This is a genomic window from Sorangium sp. So ce1504, assembly GCF_051521635.1.
Lineage (GTDB): Bacteria > Myxococcota_A > Polyangia > Polyangiales > Polyangiaceae > Sorangium > Sorangium cellulosum_B.
Genome location: NZ_CP150365.1, coordinates 10,778,027 through 10,794,019 on the forward strand (window position 1 = coordinate 10,778,027; position 15,993 = coordinate 10,794,019).

Genomic DNA, 15,993 nt, shown 5'->3' on the forward strand with positions numbered 1-15,993 from the left:
CCGCCGCAGCGCGTCTAGCGATGAGGCTGGCGTCTCGGCGCCCTCAAATGATATCACCACGTTACGGTTCGCCATGGTGCCAGGCTCGATGACCCCAGCGCCGAGAATCCGAGCAGCATCCCACCTCTTCGCACCCGGTGTCGGGACGGCGCTCACAGCGCGTTTGTTCACCCACCGTGACAGGCCTGGGGCTGGCGCGCCGAGGATCGTCGCTTCTGGCCCGTTGCAAGGATTCATGCAAGGATTCAATGGACGACAGGCTCGCTTCGCTCTCGTGTAAGACACTGCTCGACGGCACACCCACACCGCTGGCGTTGCTCTCCAGCGCGGGGGAGGTGGTGGCCTGCAACGCGGCCTGGGAGCGCTGCGTTGGCCCGTCCGGGCGGCTCCTCGAGCGCGTTCACGAGGACGATCGGGGCGAGCTGTCAGCCCGGATCACGGGCGCGCGCGCCGCCGCGGGCAGCGTCTCCGCCGAGGCGCGCGTCGTGGGCGCCCGCGGGGAGAGCGTCCCGCTGCACTGGACGCTGTGGCGAGCCGACGACACGGCGCTCTGGGCTGCCGTGAAGCCCGATCGCGGGGTGTGGGAGGACCAGGCGCGCATCCTCGTCGACGTGTTCCAGACGATGGATGCGATCGTCTGGTGGTGCGACCGGGCGGGCACGCTCCACGTCTCCGACGGCAAAGGGCTCGAGAGCATGGGGCTCAAACGACATCAGCTCGTCGGAAGGAACATGTTCGATCTCTACGGCGCGGACGCGGAGATCATGGGCCTGTGCAACCGCGTCCTCGAGGGGGAGCCGGTCCGCACGGACACCGTGGCCGGGGGCGTGCACTGGATCGTGCACTACGCGCCCCGCCGGGACGATGACGGCGAGATCGTGGGCGTCCAGACGTTCGGCATCAACCTGGCCGACGACGTCAGGCTCGCCGTGCAGGGGGAGATGCTCCGCGCGTGCATCGACAGCATGCCCATCGCCATCCTGGCGTTCGACAGGGCCGGCCTCTGCGTGATCGCGCAGGGCGGGGCGCTCGCGCAGATCGGTTGTACGGAGCGAGGCGAGCTGGGCAAGCACATGCGCGAGCTGTGCGGCGACACCGAGGACGTGCGCGCTGCCTTCGAGCACGCCCTCTCCGGGGAGATCGCGCAGGTCGAGCAGGTCCGGCGAGACAGGATCTGGCGGACGAGGTTCGTTCCCCAGAAGGACGTCCTCGGGGAGACCACCGGCGTCGGCGCCATCTGCGAGGACATCACGCAGCAGCTCCGCGTCGAGAAGCAGCTGCGGGAGCAGCTGCGGTTGACGCAGGATCAGCAGGAGTCGATCGCGCGGCTGTCGAGCCCCATCATCGAGGTCTGGCAGGACGTGCTCATCGTCCCCTTGATCGGCTCGGTCGACGCGGATCGCGCGGCGATGGTGATGGAGTCGCTGCTCGCGAGCGTGGTGGAGAAGCAATCCGCCTTCGCCATCCTCGACCTCACCGGGCTCGATTCGGTCGACACGACGACGGCGCAGCACCTCATCAAGATCATCAATGGATTGACGCTGCTCGGCTGCAAGGGCGTGGTCACCGGCATCCGCCCGCCGGTCGCGCAGACGATGGTCGGCCTCGGCTTCGATCTCTCGCAGGTCAAGACGCTGCGCAGCCTGAAGGAAGCGCTGCGCTGGTGCATGGGCGCGCGTCGCCGCGCCGGCGGGTAGTGCTCAAATTTGCTCGGAGAGAGTTCACATGAAGGCGGGAAGGCGGGAAGATCATTGATCTTTTCTTCCCGCCTTCCCGCCTTCATGTTCAAATTTGAGCACTACGCAGCGGCGACTCAGTGGCTCGTCGGATCCGCGGGATCCGTGCCCGCGTCGCACTCATCGCCGTCGAGGAACCCGTCGCCGTCGCGGTCGATGCCGATGCGCGCGCCCGAGCCCGGCGGCACGCAGGTGTACGTCACCGGGTGCCCGGTGAGCGCGGCGAGCGAGCGCAGGACGAGATCGCTCAAGGGCGGGGCCGCGGCCCGCGCCGCGGTGAACTGGCCACCTCCGATATAGAGGAGGCCCGTCTCCTCGAGGAGGAACGGGAGCTTCGCCACGAGGTCGCACTCCCCGACCTCGGCGCGCTGGCGGAGCAGGTCGATGCGCGGCCAGGCCGCCGTGGCGTTGTGCGAGCCGAGCGTGACCTGCTGCCCGACGATGGGGGCGAGGTTCGTGTCGAACGCGAGCATGAACTCCACGGCCTGCTCGCGGAGGAGCTCGCCGGGCGCGCCGGGCGGGAAGCCGTTCGGCGAGAACACGCTCTGCTCGAACCCGATCGCCTGGTGGAAGCGGAAGAGCGTGTCCATCACGCCGTCGTGCATGAACCCGAAGCCGCGGATCTGGTCACCCTTGAAGTCGTTGTCTCCCAGGTGGAAGAGGCTCGGGACGGGGGCCATGCCGAACATGCCAATCTTCTGGTACATGTTGCGCAGGTGGGGGATCTTGAAGCTCTGGCCGTTCTCCTGGCCGATGCTCGCGCCGTCCGTCCCGAAGAAGCCAGGGAAATCGCTGGTACCGGCGTTCCCGTCAAGGTCCAGGGTATGGCAGGAATTGCACGAGAAGGTCCCGGCGCCGCCTTCGCGGAAGAAGTGATCGCGCCCGGCCTGTTGATCGGTGTTCAGCGAGTTGTCCAGGTTCCGGATCGGGTTCGGCGGATACGAGAGCTGGAGGATGAAGTCCGTGAACGCCTCCATGTCCTCGTCGGGGATGGGCGCGTGCCGGCCGAGCAGGTTGGTGAAGCCGCCCTGGAATTTCTCGAACGCCGCGCGCTCGTCAAAGGCCCCGCTGTCCGGCTGCGCGGTGGACGCGTCGTTGCCGCCCGTGCGGTCGCCGCGCCAGTGCATCGGGCCGTGGTTGGCCATGCCGCGCAGGCTCTGCGTCGTCATCGGCCCTTTCATGGGCTTCAGCGAGGTATCGGCGGGGAACGGCGGGTTGATGTTCGTGAACGGCCCAGGGTTCGTCACGGTGTCGCCGTCGGGGTTGCCGAGGTCCCATGCCAGGCTATCGAGGTCGCCGAAGACGTGGCAGCTCGCGCACGACGAGTCGCCGTGGGCCGACGAGAAGCTCGCGTCATGGAGGAACTTCCGCCCGCGGACCACGCTCTCCGGCTCGGGGTTGTGGAGGGCGATGTGCGCCGTCTCGGCGTTCGTGGTCGTGTTGACGACCGAGATGGAGTTGTCGAAGCGCGTGAGCACGTACAGGCGGCCGCGCGGCTGGTCGAGCGCTAGCCCGCTCGGCCCGCCGCCGGTGACCTGGATCTGGCTCGCGAGGCTCGGCGTGAAGGTGTCATTCTCGATCTGGGCCGTCTGGAAGACCCCGACCTTGCTCGACCCGAACGCCGCGACGTAGAGCTTCGATCCGTCGCTCGTCACCGCCATGTCGACCGGCGTGGCCAGGCTCTTCGCGTTCTCGGCGTTGGGCACCGGAGCGCAGCACGTCGAGTAATCGATGTGTTTGTTCAGGTGCCGCGGCAGGACCGAGCCGCCGCTGCCGAGCACGGAGATCCGGCTCTCGTGCAGGTGTCCCCGGACGCTCGTGCCGGCGAAGGTGCCCGGGCCCTCGAAGCGATCGAGGTTGAACGCCTCGGTGTTGGAGACGTAGACCTTCCCGTTCGCCGGGTTGACGACCATGTTGTAGAGGACGGTCCCGACGCCGGTGAAGAAGCCCGCGCTGCCGGGCCGCTGGACAGGGGGATTGGCCGTGGCGTCGATGACGAAGACGTCCTTGTCGGGCAGCGAGAACATGACCGAGTCGTCCCAGGGGTTGCCCCCGGCGTCGACCCAGTGGGTTCCGTCGTGCTGGACGATGAGCGACGTCGTCAGCTGCGGCTCCCCGAGGTGGTTGGTGAACGGCGGCAGCATCCCGCCCTCGTCCTCCACGATCGCGCGGTGCACCGCGGTCGTGCGGTTGCCGGTGTGGAAGCCGGCGGCGTACACCGAGGTCCCGTCCGGGCTGACCGCGAGCGCCCTCGGCGTGTCGGTGAAGAAGGAGAGGATCGTGAGGGGCGTGCCTCCGAGCGATGGTTGGGTCGCGACGGCGCTCGCGTTGAACACCCACACGTCGGCGCGGCCGACCCCGGGCGTCGTCAGCTGCGGATCGAACGGCGCGTTCTGGCCGCGGTGAGCAGCGGTGATGAACGCGCGCGACCGCCCAGGACCGCCGAAGACGATGTCCCGCGGCTCGTCCCCGACGAGGAGCGTGCGCACGACCCGCGGCCGCAAGGGGAACGAGACGTCGACGACGCTGACGCTATCGGAGAGGTGATTGACGACCCATACCTCGCCGTCGTTGCGCGCGGCGACGGCGACGGGCTCCAGGCCGACGGTCACGGACGAAATGTGTGTCAGACCACCCGACGAGACGTAGAAGATCTCCAGGCGGCCGTCGGGTGTATTGGCCGCGAAGAGCAGGTGACGGCTTGGTGAGAGCGCGAGCGGTCGGACCTGACCGCTCTCGAAGAGGGTGTACGACGGAGCCGCCTCCGCGCTTGGTCCGACAGCGAGGCAAACGAGCGTGGCGGCGGTGAAGAGCAGGCGATTCTGGGAGCGCAGTGCACGATGTGGGCGCATACCGACCTCCTTGCCAGGGGGCTTTGGCAATAGGACTCCTCAGTGTAGAAGTGCACGGTTATCCTTGAGGAATCAAGAACTTCCTGATGCCGCCAGTGTGCTTCCTGTTGGGCAGCCAACAAGGGCGATGTCGTGATGCGGCCGTGTCGCGTTTGTCACGTATCTCGCCGCGATCTCGTCGTGTGTCTGGCCGCGTGTATGCGCGAATTGCCTACACGGTGGCCGCGTCAACGACTGTGGTGTGCGCCAGCGGAGGCGCTGGCGCGCCGCGAGAGCAGCTCGCCGCCAGGGCCGATAGAGAGACCGATAGGGAGAAGGAGAGCGGCGCCGCGCACGCCGCGCGCGTGGCGAGGAGGACGTCTCGCGTGGATCGAAGGGCCGTTGGATTCTTGTTGCTGGCGGGCGTCCCGGTGTTCATCGCCGCCGCGCGGAGCGCCTGGACCGCCGGCGTGGCTCGAGACTAGGATCGTTCCCCGTACACATCGAGCCTCGGGAGATCGCCATGTGCCGGAACATCAGGACGCTGTTCAACTTCGAGCCGCCGGCGACGGAGGAGGAGATCCGGGCGGCGTCGCTGCAGTTCGTGCGGAAGCTGAGCGGCTTCAACCGGCCGTCGCAGGCCAACGAAGCGGCGTTCGCGCAGGCCGTGGAGGACGTCGCGGCCGCGGCGCGCGTGCTGATGGCGTCGCTGTCCACGACCGCCGCGCCGCGGGACCGCGAGATCGAGGCGACCAAGGCGCGCGAGCGCTCGCGGCTGCGCTTCAGCCGCGGCTGAGGCGAGGGGCCGCCGCGCCGAGCTCGGGTGGCCCTCCGGCTATCGTGTCGTGCCGCGCGCCTTGCGCGCCGTGCTGCCGCGCCCCTTGGCCTCGCGGCGAGGGCCCGGCGCGGACGGCTCTCCTTGCCGTGATGGCGCCGCCTGCAGTGACTGCGGTGATTGCCCCGCCCTCGCCTCCCGGGCGCGCCGCTCCGGCAAGCACACAACGCGCGCGGCGATGGCCATGCCCTCGAGGAAGGCCTCGCGCGTCGCGGCGCCGTGCTTCAGGCCGCGCGCCGAGGAGACCAGGGTGTCCGCGAGCTGGCGCCCGGTGACCCCCGCGGGCTCGTAGGCGGCCGCGAGCCCGGAGGCGCGCAAGGCCTCGGCCACGGCCTCGACGAACCGCGCCTCGTGCTCGGCGACGAGGGGGCCGACGAGCTCGTTCGCGGCGGTCGAGAGATCCGCCGCGTCGGCCCCGAGCGCGCCGACGAACCGGCCGATCCACGCGTCGAACGCGGCCACGAGCCGCTCCTCCAGGGGGCGCTCCGCGTCGGCGAGCGCGGCCGCGGCCGCGGCGAGCGCGGTGTCGAGGAAGTGCCCCACGGACGCGCGGAAGAGCTCCTCCTTCGTGGCGAAGTGGAGGTAGAGGCCCTGCCGCGAGACGCCCGCCGCGCGCGCGACCTCGTCCATCGACGTCTTCCGGAAGCCGAAGCGCAGGAACACCGCGAACGCCGCGTCCATCAGCTTGCGGCGGCGCAGATCCTCGGCGGGTCTGTCGGTGGAGCTCGGGCCGCCCTCGTTCACGATGGTCAATATTGACAATAATAGACCAAATTGTCAACAGGAACCTTGACGGTGCGCAGGTGGGCTGTCAGGTACGTCGGGTGCGCCAGCCCGCCTCCCCGGCCGATCCCGCGCTCTCTCCCTTCCGCGCCCGCCGGGGGGTGAAGATCGGCGTGGTCGCCGCGGCCGCCGCGCTCCTCGTCGTCGCGCAGCGCATGGGGCTGTTCGAGATCTTCGGCGAGCCCGCGCGCATCAAGCAGGCGCTCCTCTCGCTCGGGCCGTGGGGGTATGTCGCGTTCGTCCTGGCCTACGCCGCGCTCCAGCCGTTCGGCGTGCCGGGCACGGTGTTCATCCTGGCGGCGCCGCTCATCTGGCCCTGGCCGGTGGCGTTCGCGCTCTCGATGGCGGGCACCATGGCGGCGAGCGTCGTGGGCTTCTCGTTCGCGCGCTTCGTCGCCCGCGACTGGGTCGCCGCGCGTGTGCCGGCGCGCTTCCGCGCCTACGACGAGGCCCTGAAGCGGCGGGCGTTCCTGACGGTGTTCGTGCTCCGCCTTGTCCTCTGGATGCCGCCCATGCTCCACGTCTTCTTCGGCGTCTCCGGGGTGCGCTTCTGGACACATTTCTGGGGCTCGCTGGCCGGGTACGCCCTGCCGCTCCTGGCGACTGCCTATTTCGGTCAACGGGTCTTCGACGCCCTGCGCGACGCGCCCCCGTCGGCGTGGGCCGGAATGGGGGCCGTCGCGGTGGCCGTCATGGTCCTTTTATGGTTCGCCAGGCGCTGCTCCAGGCGCGGCGTCGTCCCCTCCTGACACTCCTGGCGTCACGAGAGGCCCTGTCTCGCGCGAACGTGCACGCCGCTTGCTCGCCGACAGCACCGCAGGATAGCGTCGGGGAATGGCGCGAATCCACCTGATCATCGGCCCCGTGGGCGCAGGGAAATCGACGTTCGCACAGCGGCTCTACCGGGACCACGCCGCCCTCCGGTTGAACCTGGATGAATGGATGGCGCGGCTGTTCCGCCCCGATCGGCCCGAGACGGGGATCATCGAATGGTATCACGAGCGCACCGCGCGCTGCATCGAGCAGATCTGGAGCCTGACGAGGGGCTCGATCGACGTGGGCACGAACGTCGTGCTGGAGATCGGCCTGATCCGCCGGCGCGACCGCGAGCGGCTGTACCGGCGGGTCGACGCTGCGGGGTACGAGCTCACCGTCTACGTGCTCGACGCGCCCCGCGAGCTGCGTCGCGAGCGGGTCGAGCAGCGCAACCGCGAGAAGGGCGAGACGTTCTCCATGGTGGTTCCACCGGACATGTTCGAGCTGGCGAGCGACATGTGGGAGCCGCCCGAGGAGACCGAGCGCAGCGGGCGCGACATGCGGTTCATCGACACCACGGGCGGCTGATCCGAGCACGGGAGTCCCGGCCGCCACGGACGGCGCGAGCGAGGGCGGCGGCGCGTCCGGCGCAACCGGCGCAACCGGCGCAACCGGCGCAACCGACCCGCGCTCGGCCCAGCGGCCTGACCGCCGGGCCGCCCCTCGCGTGGTAGCTTTCGCCCGTGAAGCTCTCGTTCAACATCGCTGGCCCCTGCATCCCCGGCGAGCACTACATGCTGCCGCCCGAGCGCCGGCTCGGGCCGGTGCTCGATGCGATCGAGGAACGCAGGTACTTCACGCTCCACGCCGGCCGCCAGACGGGCAAGACCACCAGCGCCCGCTGGCTCGTCGAGCACCTGAACCACAAAGGCGACCTCGGCGCCGTCTGGGTCGACGTCCAGATCGCCCGCGAAGAGCCCGATCCGGCGAAGGCCTTCGAGGCCGTCCTCTACGCGCTCGACACCGCGATCGACCGCGACCTGCCCGACCTCGGCCGCCCCGCGGACGACGTCCGCCACGTCGATCCGGCGAGCACCTTCGTCCTGCGCTACCTGCGCGATCTCGCGGCGCGCAGCGACAGGCCGCTGGTCGTGCTCTTCGACGAGGCGGACGGGCTCGTGGGGGCGGCGATGGTCTCGTTCCTGACCCAGCTCCGGCAGGGCTACCTCGACCGGAGCCGGATCCCGTTCCCCTCCAGCCTGGCCCTCATCGGCCAGCGCCAGGTGCGCGACTACGCGCTCGCCCTGGAGGAGCGGCGCGCGGTCGCGTGGCTGGGCACGACGTCGCCGTTCAACATCACCGCCGAGGCGACGACGCTCGGCCCCTTCACCGAGGCCGAGGTCGCCGAGCTGCTCGCGCAGCACACCGCCGCGACCGGACAGCGCTTCGAGCCCGAGGCGGTGCGGCGGATCTGGGAGCTGGGACAGGGCCACCCGTGGCTGACCAACGCGATGGCCGACCAGATCGTCCGCCGCGACGTGGAGGACCGCGCCGTCCCGATCACGACAACACACGTCGAGGCGGCCAAGGAGACGCTCCTCCTGGAGCGCCGCTCGCACATCGACTCGCTCATCGCCCGGCTGCGCGAGCCCCGGGTGCGGCGCGTGCTCGATCCCATGCTGGCCGGCACGCAAACGGACAGCGATGTGCTCGATGACGATTTCTCCTACGTCCTCGGCCTGGGCCTGATCCGCTTCCACGGCGGGCGCTTCGAAATCGCGAATCCGATCTATCGCGAGGTCGTCCCTCGGGCGCTCACGTTCATTCGCCAGGCGCAGATCCCGGCCGAGCCCGCCGCTTACGTCCACCCGGACGGCTCGCTCGACATGGGCAAGCTCTTCACCGACTGGCAAGCGTTCTGGCGCAAGGACGGCCACCTCGCCGCCGAGGGGTTCGGGTACCGCGAGGCCGGGCCGCACCTGATGCTGATGGCCTTCTTGCAGCGGGTCGTGAACGGCGGCGGACGGGTGGAGCGCGAGTACGGGCTCGGGCGCGGGGCGCTCGACCTGACGATCTGCTGGCGCGAGGAGCGCCACGCCATCGAGGTGAAGGTCCGCCGCGACACCGAGACCGAGGCCGAGGCGCTCGATCAGGTGGCGCGGTACCTGGAGCACGCGGGGCTCGGCGAGGGATGGCTCGTGATGTTCGACCTGCGCAAGGAGCGATCGTGGGCAGAGAAGCTGTTCGTGCGCGAGGTGGCGCACGGGGGAAAGACGGTCCGCCTCGTGGGGTGTTGAGGCCGCGCCGGGGCGATGACCACCGAGCCGCTCCGCCCCGTGTCCGGCCTGGACGGCGACGGCGCCGCTCGGAGCTGCCGGGTCGGGATCGATGAACCGGAATCGACGAAATTTCCTCGCGTCACCGCGCCGCGGGGCCGCTGCCCAGGCCCTCGCGCATTGAAAGCCCGCCGCCGGAGGCTATGCACGAGGCATGCGTGAGCGTCGCCCCAGCCAGACGGCATCCATCGTCGCCCTCATCCGGGCGCTCGCGGACCAGGGCCTGACCGATGTCCCGGGCTTCGAGGATCCGATCGTCCACCGGCTGCTGTCGCGCCGGTGGAGCGCCGCGCTGGCGCTGTTCGCGCGCCGGCTCCGGCGCCTGGACCCCGCGAAGCGCGCGCGCGCCCTCGCCCGGCTCTCCGCGGTCCCGCTGCGCGTGATGGCCATCGACATCGAGCTCGAGCGCGCGGTGGCGCTCGGGTGCCGCCAGGTCGCGAGCCTGGGGGCGGGGCTCGACACGCGCGCTTTCCGGATGAAGGCGCTCTCGGCGACCCGGTTCTTCGAGATCGATCACCCGGCGACGCAGGCCTTCAAGCGGCGCAAGGCGGCGGGGCTGCCGCCGCTCGTGGAGCAGCTGACCTACGTGCCCGTCAACTTCGAGCGCGACGCGCTCGCCGCGTGCCTCTCGGCGGCCGGCCATCGCTCCGACGAGCCGACCGCGTGGGTCTGGGAAGGGGTGGTGATGTACCTGTCGGACGAGGCGCTGCGGTCGACGCTGCGGGCGCTCGCCGACGCCTCGGCGCCGGGCAGCGTCCTCCTCGTGTACTACATGGAACCCCCCGAACCGCGCCGGGCGCAGCGCATCCTCCGCCTGCTCACGTGGCTCTGGAGCGAGCCGCTCATCGGCCTGCGCCGGCGCGAGGTGATGCTCGCGGAGGTCGAGCGGGCCGGGTTCCGAGCGCTGCGCGACACGGGCGCAGCGGACTGGGCACGGCAGCTCGGAGCCCCGTTCGCGCCGTCCAACCCGGCCACGAACACCCGGCTCCTCGTCGCCGAGCGGCCCGGCCCAGGCGCTGCCCCGCCGCCCGCTCGCCCGCCGGCCTGACCCGGCCGGCGCCGCGCCTCAGCTCCACGTCGCGGAGCGCCGCGGGTGGCGGGTCTCGATGGCCTCGGCGTGCCCCCGCAGCCCGCGCGCGGCAGGGAGGTTGCCGTGCTCCTCGAAGACGTCGGCAAGGGAGAGCCCGAGCACGACGATCTGCTGGGGCTTCTCCAGCGCGCCGACGGTCGGGGCCACGGAGCCGAGCAGCTCGAACGCCCGCCGCCACGCCGTCGCCGCGGCGTCCGGCATGTCGGCGTTGAGCGCCGCGTGGCCGGAGCAGCGGTGCATGTCCGCCGCGAACTCGTGGCTCCCGCGGCGGTCCGCGAGCTCTCCCGCGCGCGCGTACGCCTCCGACGCGTCCAGGAAGCGGCGCTGCTTGCTGTGCAGGCTGCCGAGCGAGGCGTAGGCCTCGGGCACGATCGCGAACAGGCCGCGCCGCTCCGCCTCCTTCAGCGCGGCGACGAACACCCGATGCCCCTCCTCGACAACGCCCGCCGCGATCAGCGAGCGCGCGCGCTGCATGGCGATGTGGAGGGCCTCCTCGCCCAGCCCCCGGCTCGCCAGCATCTCCTCGGCTCGTTGCTGGAGCTGCGCGGCCTCGGCGTGCCGCCCCGCGTGAAAACACGTGTCCGCCTCGTGCAGGAGGCGCCGCGCGGGGAGGAGCTCCGGGGCGCGGAGGGGCGACTCGGCGGCGATGCGCAGCTCCAGATCGGCGGGCAGGCGCCGCCCGCGCGCCGAGAGATCGGTGATCACGCGCTCGAGATCGGCGATGGCCGCGCCGTCGGCCTCCGGCCACACGACGCGGGACGCGCCCTCGCCGAGGCGCGCGAGCAGATCGCCGACGCTCGAGTGGACAGGGTCGACGAGGACCCAGCGCACGAGCGGGAGGTCGGGGCAATGCGCGAGCCAGAAGAGGTCGCGGGCATAGGCGCGCGGGTCGTCGACGTGCTGCGGCGCCAGCACGACGACCGCGGTCCCGTCCGGGGCGCTGGCGGCGACGTGCGCCGCGAGGGCGCTGGCGAAGGCGTCGAGCGGCTCGCGCAGCGGGCCGTCCTCGGGCGTCGCGAGCGCCGCCGGGGCGCCGAGCTCGCGCGACAGCGAGCGCTCTCGGGCCGCCCAGCCGCGGCTGGGCCCGTAGACCGGATCTGCCAGGACCCAGACGGGACGGGGCGCCGGGCCTGCTTCACCGAGCGCTCGCAGCAGCGCCAGCGTGTGGCCGTGGACGTGTGCCGGCACGATCACGTGCAGCAGGCGGGCTCGCTCGCCCGTGAAGATGGCGCTGAGCGCGCTGGCGAAGTCGTGGGTCATGTCGCGGTTCCGGGCGGAGTCTTGCTCCGATCGCCGCGGAGGCCAAGCGGAGGCGCCCACGTTGCGGTGCGGGGCCTCCCCTGCCCCTGCGCCGAGAGCGCCCGCCTCCCGGATCCTGGGCGGGCGGCCATTGCGCGTCGCAGGACGCCACGGTCGAGGCGATGTGTCTCAGGGGCGCGATCCCCGGATCCGAGGGTGGGGTGACGAGGAGCACGCGCGGGCGCTCGGCGCGGTTTGGCCCGGGCATTGCTGACATGGTCGAGCGCGGAGGAGAGGATACCGTGAAAACAGGGATTCGATCGCTGCTCCTGGGCAGCATGGTCATCGGTTGCGTCGGTGTGATCGGTTGCGGAGGCAACAAGCCTCAGCCGGAGGGGCCGGCCGAGAGGGCGGGCGAGGCCGCGGACGACGCCGCGCGCGACGTCAAGGACGAGGCGAAGGACGCCGCGGAGTCGACGGGCGACGCGGCCGAGAAGGCGGGTGACAAGATCGAGGAGAAGACCGACTAGCGGCCCCGAGCGATCTCGGGCCGTTCGCGTGGCGAGGGGCGAGCCCGTGCGCTCGCCCCTCGCTGCGTCTCGAACCGTGAGCAAGGCCGGCCGGAGCGCCTCGGGCGCGAGATCGCCCCGGCCGGCGATGAACCCCGAACAACCCCGGCCGCGCCGAGGCGCGGCGCACCATGGAGGCAGGAAGATGAAAGCGACGTCATTGCTCGAGAAGCAGCATCGCAAGGTGGAGTCCCTCTTCAAGCAGCTCGAGAGCGGCAGGTCGGATCCGGCGCTCGTGCTCGCCGAGCTCGCCAACGAGCTCGCCGCGCACATGGCGATCGAGCAGGAGACGTTCTATCCCGCGGTGCAGCAGATCAAGGAGGACGTGATCCTCGAGAGCTACGAGGAGCACGCCATCGCCGAGCTCGCGCTGAAGCGGCTGCTCTCGACCTCCCCGGAGGATCTCTCGTTCAAGGCGCGCGTGACGACGCTGAAGGAGCTCATCCAGCACCACGTCGAGGAGGAGGAAAAGGAGCTCTTCCCGGCGGTCGAGAAGGCCGTGGACGAGAAGCGCCTCAGCGAGCTCGGCAGGTCGATGAAGGCGGAGTTCGAGCAGCGGCTGGCCGAGGGCTACGAGACGCTCCTGCCGGCGGGCTACAAGAAGACGTCCGCTGACCAGGCGAGCCACGCGATCCACGAGAGCCACGCGAACGGCGTGGCCCGGGCCTGACGAGGCCCGCTCGAGGAGAGGGGTCGAGCGGCGGTCCGGCGGTGAGACATGAAAGACGCGATCGGCTGGGTCAGCTCTGGCATCCTCGTGCTGACCATCGGCAATCAGGTCTACAAGCAGTGGAGGAGCAAGACGAGCCAGGGCATCTCGAGGTGGCTCTTCGTCGGCCAGCTGGCCGCGTCGATCGGGTTCGTCATCTACAGCTGGATGCTCGAGAGCTGGGTCTTCGTGGCGACGAACTCGCTCATGGTCGCGAACGCGCTCGCCGGCGCGACGATCGTTTATCTCCAGCGGAGGCGCCGCGCGCCTCGGTCGGCGCAAGACGAGGCCAGGCCCCGGCGAGCGTTCAAGTTTCCACGGGCCGCCGGCCCGCGGGGGCGACATCTGAAGGGCGGTCGCAGCTCGCTGGCATGCGTTGTCCTGTCTCGCACGAGTGGAATTCGAAGCAAACGAACACACATTCGTGCGACAAGCGCGCTTCTCTCCGCACAGACACGCGTGAAGCCCGCCAATCGAGCCTGAACCGCTCAAGCATGCAAAAGTGAAGCAGGATCGGTCGATGTTGAGCATGCGTCGAATGCCCCATAGACTCGACGGATGCTTAACCCTCGGACTCCTTCATGCGCCGTCGCGCTCGCCGCGACGTTCATCGGTGCTGTGCTGTCGGGCTGCGTCGGTGAGGTGGGCGACGGGTCGCTCGATGGCGAAGGCGGCGGGCCGTCGAGCGGCGCCGGCGTCGTGATCCACCCGGGAGACTCCGGCAGCGGACCGAGCACCAGCAGCGGCGGCTCGACCGCGGCGGGCACGGGCGGCTCGTCCAGCGCGGCGACCGGGGGCGCCGGCGGCTCGTCGGCCCAGGGAACCGGCGGCTCGGCCACGGCAGGCGCAGGCGGCTCGTCGGCCGAGGGCGCCGGCGGCGCCAGCAGCTCGGCTGCGCAGGGCGCCGGCGGCGCTGGTGGCTCGGCCACGGCGGGCGCCGGCGGCTCGTCGGCCGAGGGCGCCGGCGGCTCCTCCGCGCAGGGCGCTGGGGGCTCGGCCACGGCCTCGACCACGGCCGGCACCGGAGGCTCGAGCGGCGAGGGCTCCGGGAGCGGCGCCGGCGGCTCGGGCGGCGCCACGGGCGCGGCGCAGCTGTGCGTCGATACGATCAACGAGCACCGCGCCACGCTCGGCTTGCCGCCCCTCGCGCGCTGGGTCGAGGCGGAGTCGTGCTCCGATGGAGAGGCCGAGTCCGATGGGAACACCGGCGAGTTTCACGGCGCGTTCGGCGCTTGCGACGAGAACGCCCAGAACGAGTGCCCCGGGTGGGGAGGCCCGCCGGACTCGATGATCGTCCCGTGTTTGCAGCTCATGTGGGACGAGGGGCCGGGCGAGGATTTCGAGAAGCACGGCCACTACATCAACATGAGCAGCACCCGCTACACGAAGGTGGCTTGCGGGTTCCACACCTTCCCGGACGGCAGCGTCTGGGCGGTGCAGAACTTCCGGTGACGGGCACGGAGACGCTCACGGGCCGCCTGATCCATCGGAAGCCGCGCTCGCGCGGGCCTCGGCGGATTCACCTTCTCCCAGGGCCGCGGCGCCCTCCTCGAGCTTGCCGGTGAGCCGCACGCGCGTCGCGCGGTGCACCCACACGTCGAACGCCTCGATCATGCGCCGCTCGATGGCCGGGCCCTCGAGCAGCCCGAGCGCGCGCGCGACGGCCTCCAGCGTCGACAGGGCGCCCTCGTGCGGCGCGCGGCGCAGGCCATAGCGGCTCGGCGCGCCCTCGGGCAGCGTGACCGGCTCGGCGCCGCGCGCGTCGGCATCCCGGTGGACCACGCGGCGCGCCTGGTTCCAGTTGCCGTCAGGGACGAGCAGCACCACCGGCTCGCCGCCCGCGTCGTCGGGCGTGAGGGTGCGCGCCTCGGGCGAAGGGAAGAGCACGAGCCGGCGCCCCTCCGGCAGCGGCGGGCGCGGCCGCGGCTCGATCTCGCCGCGCACGCGCACCTCCGCGCCCTCGAGCAGGCGCGCGACGAGCCGGCCCGTGTTCGTGCTCCTCGTGCGCTCGATCCGGTGGGTGAGCAGCACGACGCGCGTGCGCACGGGGAGCCGGGGCAGCGCGCCGCAGAGGCACATCGCCTGCGGCAAACCGCAGCCGCGGCAGCGCGGCGTCCCGCGCGCGCGGATGGGGGGCAGATCGGGCGGCTGCAGCGGGAGAAACGTCATCGCGTCCGGGCCGGGCGTTCTCCCACGCGCAGGCCGTCCCGGTCAAACGGCCCACTGGACAGAGGAATTTCAGGGGAAATAGCCCCAAGGAACCTGCGCCAGTCCGAGGGGAGCCGTCGACCTGGAAGGGAGCCGGAACACGCGCAGCACCTCCGAGACGAACGCCCGTGGATCCTGCGTGATGTAGAAGTGATCGCCAGCCATCTCGCGCAGCTCGACCCGCCCTTCCAGCCAGTGCTTCCACGCCTCCACTTCGTCCTGACGGGCCTCATCGTCGGCGGATCCGTGGAGCAGGAGGGTCGGCGTCCGGAGACGCTTGGTACAGCGGTCCAGCGCAAGGCGGTAGCTCTCCGAGGCGAGGAAATCGCCGCGCAGCATCGGCAGGAATACCTCTCTGAGCTGCGCGTCGGTGCGGAATTCCGCTGGACACCCTCCCAGGCGGATCAGCTCCTCGACAAACCCTTCGTCATCGAGCGGGCTGAGCATGCGACGTGGGATCAGATGGGGAGCGTGGCAAGCGGACAGGACGATGCCGGCTGGCGCCCGGCCCCACTGCTCGAGCAAGCGGCACGCTTCGAACGCGATCTGCGCCCCCACGCTGTGGCCAATCAGCAGCCACTGGCCGCTGGGCGGCTCCGCGCACAGCTCGTGCGCCAGCTCGGACGCGGTGTGCTGAACGCTCCGCATCCCGGACTCGTGTAGACGATGGTCACGCCCCGGGTAGGTCACGAGGGACACCGAGACGTCCCCATGTGACATCGCCTTCCAGCTGCGGAAGGCGCTGTGGCTCCCACCACCGAAGGGACAGACGATCAGGTGCGGGCTGGACGGGGCAGACGCGCTCACGATGCGGCGCAAACTTCGGGCAGAGCTGTTCATGGGTTCTCGGGTCGGTGTTGATGTCTCGAGGAACGATCGGCATCTGAACCGAGGTTAAGCC

15 protein-coding genes are annotated in these 15,993 nt (G+C 70.9%); 10 read left to right on the forward strand and 5 right to left on the reverse strand.

Annotation, left to right across the window (positions count from 1 at the left end; all coding sequences use genetic code 11):
* Positions 1-248: 248 nt before the first annotated feature.
* Positions 249-1,697: a PAS domain-containing protein gene (locus tag WMF39_RS40530; RefSeq protein WP_437741795.1), complete on the forward strand. Its 1,449-nt coding sequence runs from the start codon at positions 249-251 to the stop codon at positions 1,695-1,697.
* Between the two features lie 116 nt (positions 1,698-1,813).
* On the opposite strand, the gene WMF39_RS40535 is transcribed toward WMF39_RS40530, so the two are convergent.
* Positions 1,814-4,588, reverse strand: a complete 2,775-nt coding sequence (locus WMF39_RS40535; RefSeq protein WP_437741796.1) for a hypothetical protein — start codon at positions 4,586-4,588, stop codon at positions 1,814-1,816.
* A 502-nt stretch (positions 4,589-5,090) separates the two neighbouring features.
* On the opposite strand from WMF39_RS40535, the gene WMF39_RS40540 reads away from it, so the two are divergent.
* Positions 5,091-5,363, forward strand: coding sequence for a DUF2277 domain-containing protein (locus WMF39_RS40540; protein ID WP_012240078.1), 273 nt, complete (start codon positions 5,091-5,093; stop codon positions 5,361-5,363).
* Positions 5,364-5,402: 39 nt separating this feature from the next.
* Here the strand turns inward: WMF39_RS40540 and WMF39_RS40545 are convergent, their stop codons facing one another.
* The gene (locus WMF39_RS40545) at positions 5,403-6,146 is read right to left on the reverse strand and encodes a TetR/AcrR family transcriptional regulator (protein ID WP_437748097.1); all 744 of its coding nucleotides are present in this window, start codon (positions 6,144-6,146) and stop codon (positions 5,403-5,405) included.
* An 80-nt stretch (positions 6,147-6,226) separates the two neighbouring features.
* Between WMF39_RS40545 and WMF39_RS40550 the strand changes: the two genes are divergently transcribed.
* From WMF39_RS40550 to WMF39_RS40565, 4 genes are all read left to right on the forward strand, one after another.
* Positions 6,227-6,934: a TVP38/TMEM64 family protein gene (locus WMF39_RS40550; RefSeq protein ID WP_437741797.1), complete on the forward strand. Its 708-nt coding sequence runs from the start codon at positions 6,227-6,229 to the stop codon at positions 6,932-6,934.
* Between the two features lie 85 nt (positions 6,935-7,019).
* The gene (locus WMF39_RS40555; RefSeq protein ID WP_437741798.1) at positions 7,020-7,529 is read left to right on the forward strand and encodes an AAA family ATPase; all 510 of its coding nucleotides are present in this window, start codon (positions 7,020-7,022) and stop codon (positions 7,527-7,529) included.
* Positions 7,530-7,684: 155 nt separating this feature from the next.
* A complete protein-coding gene (locus WMF39_RS40560) occupies positions 7,685-9,238 on the forward strand; it encodes an AAA family ATPase (RefSeq protein ID WP_437741799.1) in 1,554 nt (517 codons plus the stop codon).
* 193 nt (positions 9,239-9,431) lie between these two features.
* Positions 9,432-10,325, forward strand: coding sequence for a class I SAM-dependent methyltransferase (locus WMF39_RS40565; RefSeq protein WP_437741800.1), 894 nt, complete (start codon positions 9,432-9,434; stop codon positions 10,323-10,325).
* A gap of 18 nt (positions 10,326-10,343) precedes the next feature.
* Here the strand turns inward: WMF39_RS40565 and WMF39_RS40570 are convergent, their stop codons facing one another.
* Complete coding sequence (locus WMF39_RS40570) at positions 10,344-11,627, reverse strand: hypothetical protein (RefSeq protein WP_437741801.1); 1,284 nt, start codon at positions 11,625-11,627, stop codon at positions 10,344-10,346.
* A gap of 281 nt (positions 11,628-11,908) precedes the next feature.
* On the opposite strand from WMF39_RS40570, the gene WMF39_RS40575 reads away from it, so the two are divergent.
* The 4 genes from WMF39_RS40575 to WMF39_RS40590 all read left to right on the forward strand — a co-directional run bounded on the left by WMF39_RS40575 (position 11,909) and on the right by WMF39_RS40590 (position 14,336).
* Entirely contained in the window at positions 11,909-12,136 is a 228-nt protein-coding gene (locus tag WMF39_RS40575; protein ID WP_437741802.1) for a hypothetical protein, read from the forward strand.
* A 184-nt stretch (positions 12,137-12,320) separates the two neighbouring features.
* Positions 12,321-12,845 (forward strand): hemerythrin domain-containing protein, encoded by a 525-nt coding sequence (locus WMF39_RS40580; protein ID WP_437741803.1) that lies wholly within the window; start codon positions 12,321-12,323, stop codon positions 12,843-12,845.
* A 48-nt stretch (positions 12,846-12,893) separates the two neighbouring features.
* Complete coding sequence (locus tag WMF39_RS40585) at positions 12,894-13,367, forward strand: hypothetical protein (protein ID WP_437741804.1); 474 nt, start codon at positions 12,894-12,896, stop codon at positions 13,365-13,367.
* Positions 13,368-13,442: 75 nt separating this feature from the next.
* Positions 13,443-14,336 carry a CAP domain-containing protein gene (locus WMF39_RS40590; RefSeq protein ID WP_437741805.1) on the forward strand — a complete coding sequence of 298 codons (894 nt, stop codon included), beginning with the start codon at positions 13,443-13,445 and terminating at the stop codon, positions 14,334-14,336.
* 15 nt (positions 14,337-14,351) lie between these two features.
* Here the strand turns inward: WMF39_RS40590 and WMF39_RS40595 are convergent, their stop codons facing one another.
* Positions 14,352-15,053: a tRNA-uridine aminocarboxypropyltransferase gene (locus WMF39_RS40595; RefSeq protein ID WP_437741806.1), complete on the reverse strand. Its 702-nt coding sequence runs from the start codon at positions 15,051-15,053 to the stop codon at positions 14,352-14,354.
* Between the two features lie 69 nt (positions 15,054-15,122).
* Entirely contained in the window at positions 15,123-15,932 is an 810-nt protein-coding gene (locus tag WMF39_RS40600; protein WP_437741807.1) for a thioesterase II family protein, read from the reverse strand.
* Positions 15,933-15,993 lie beyond the last annotated feature (61 nt).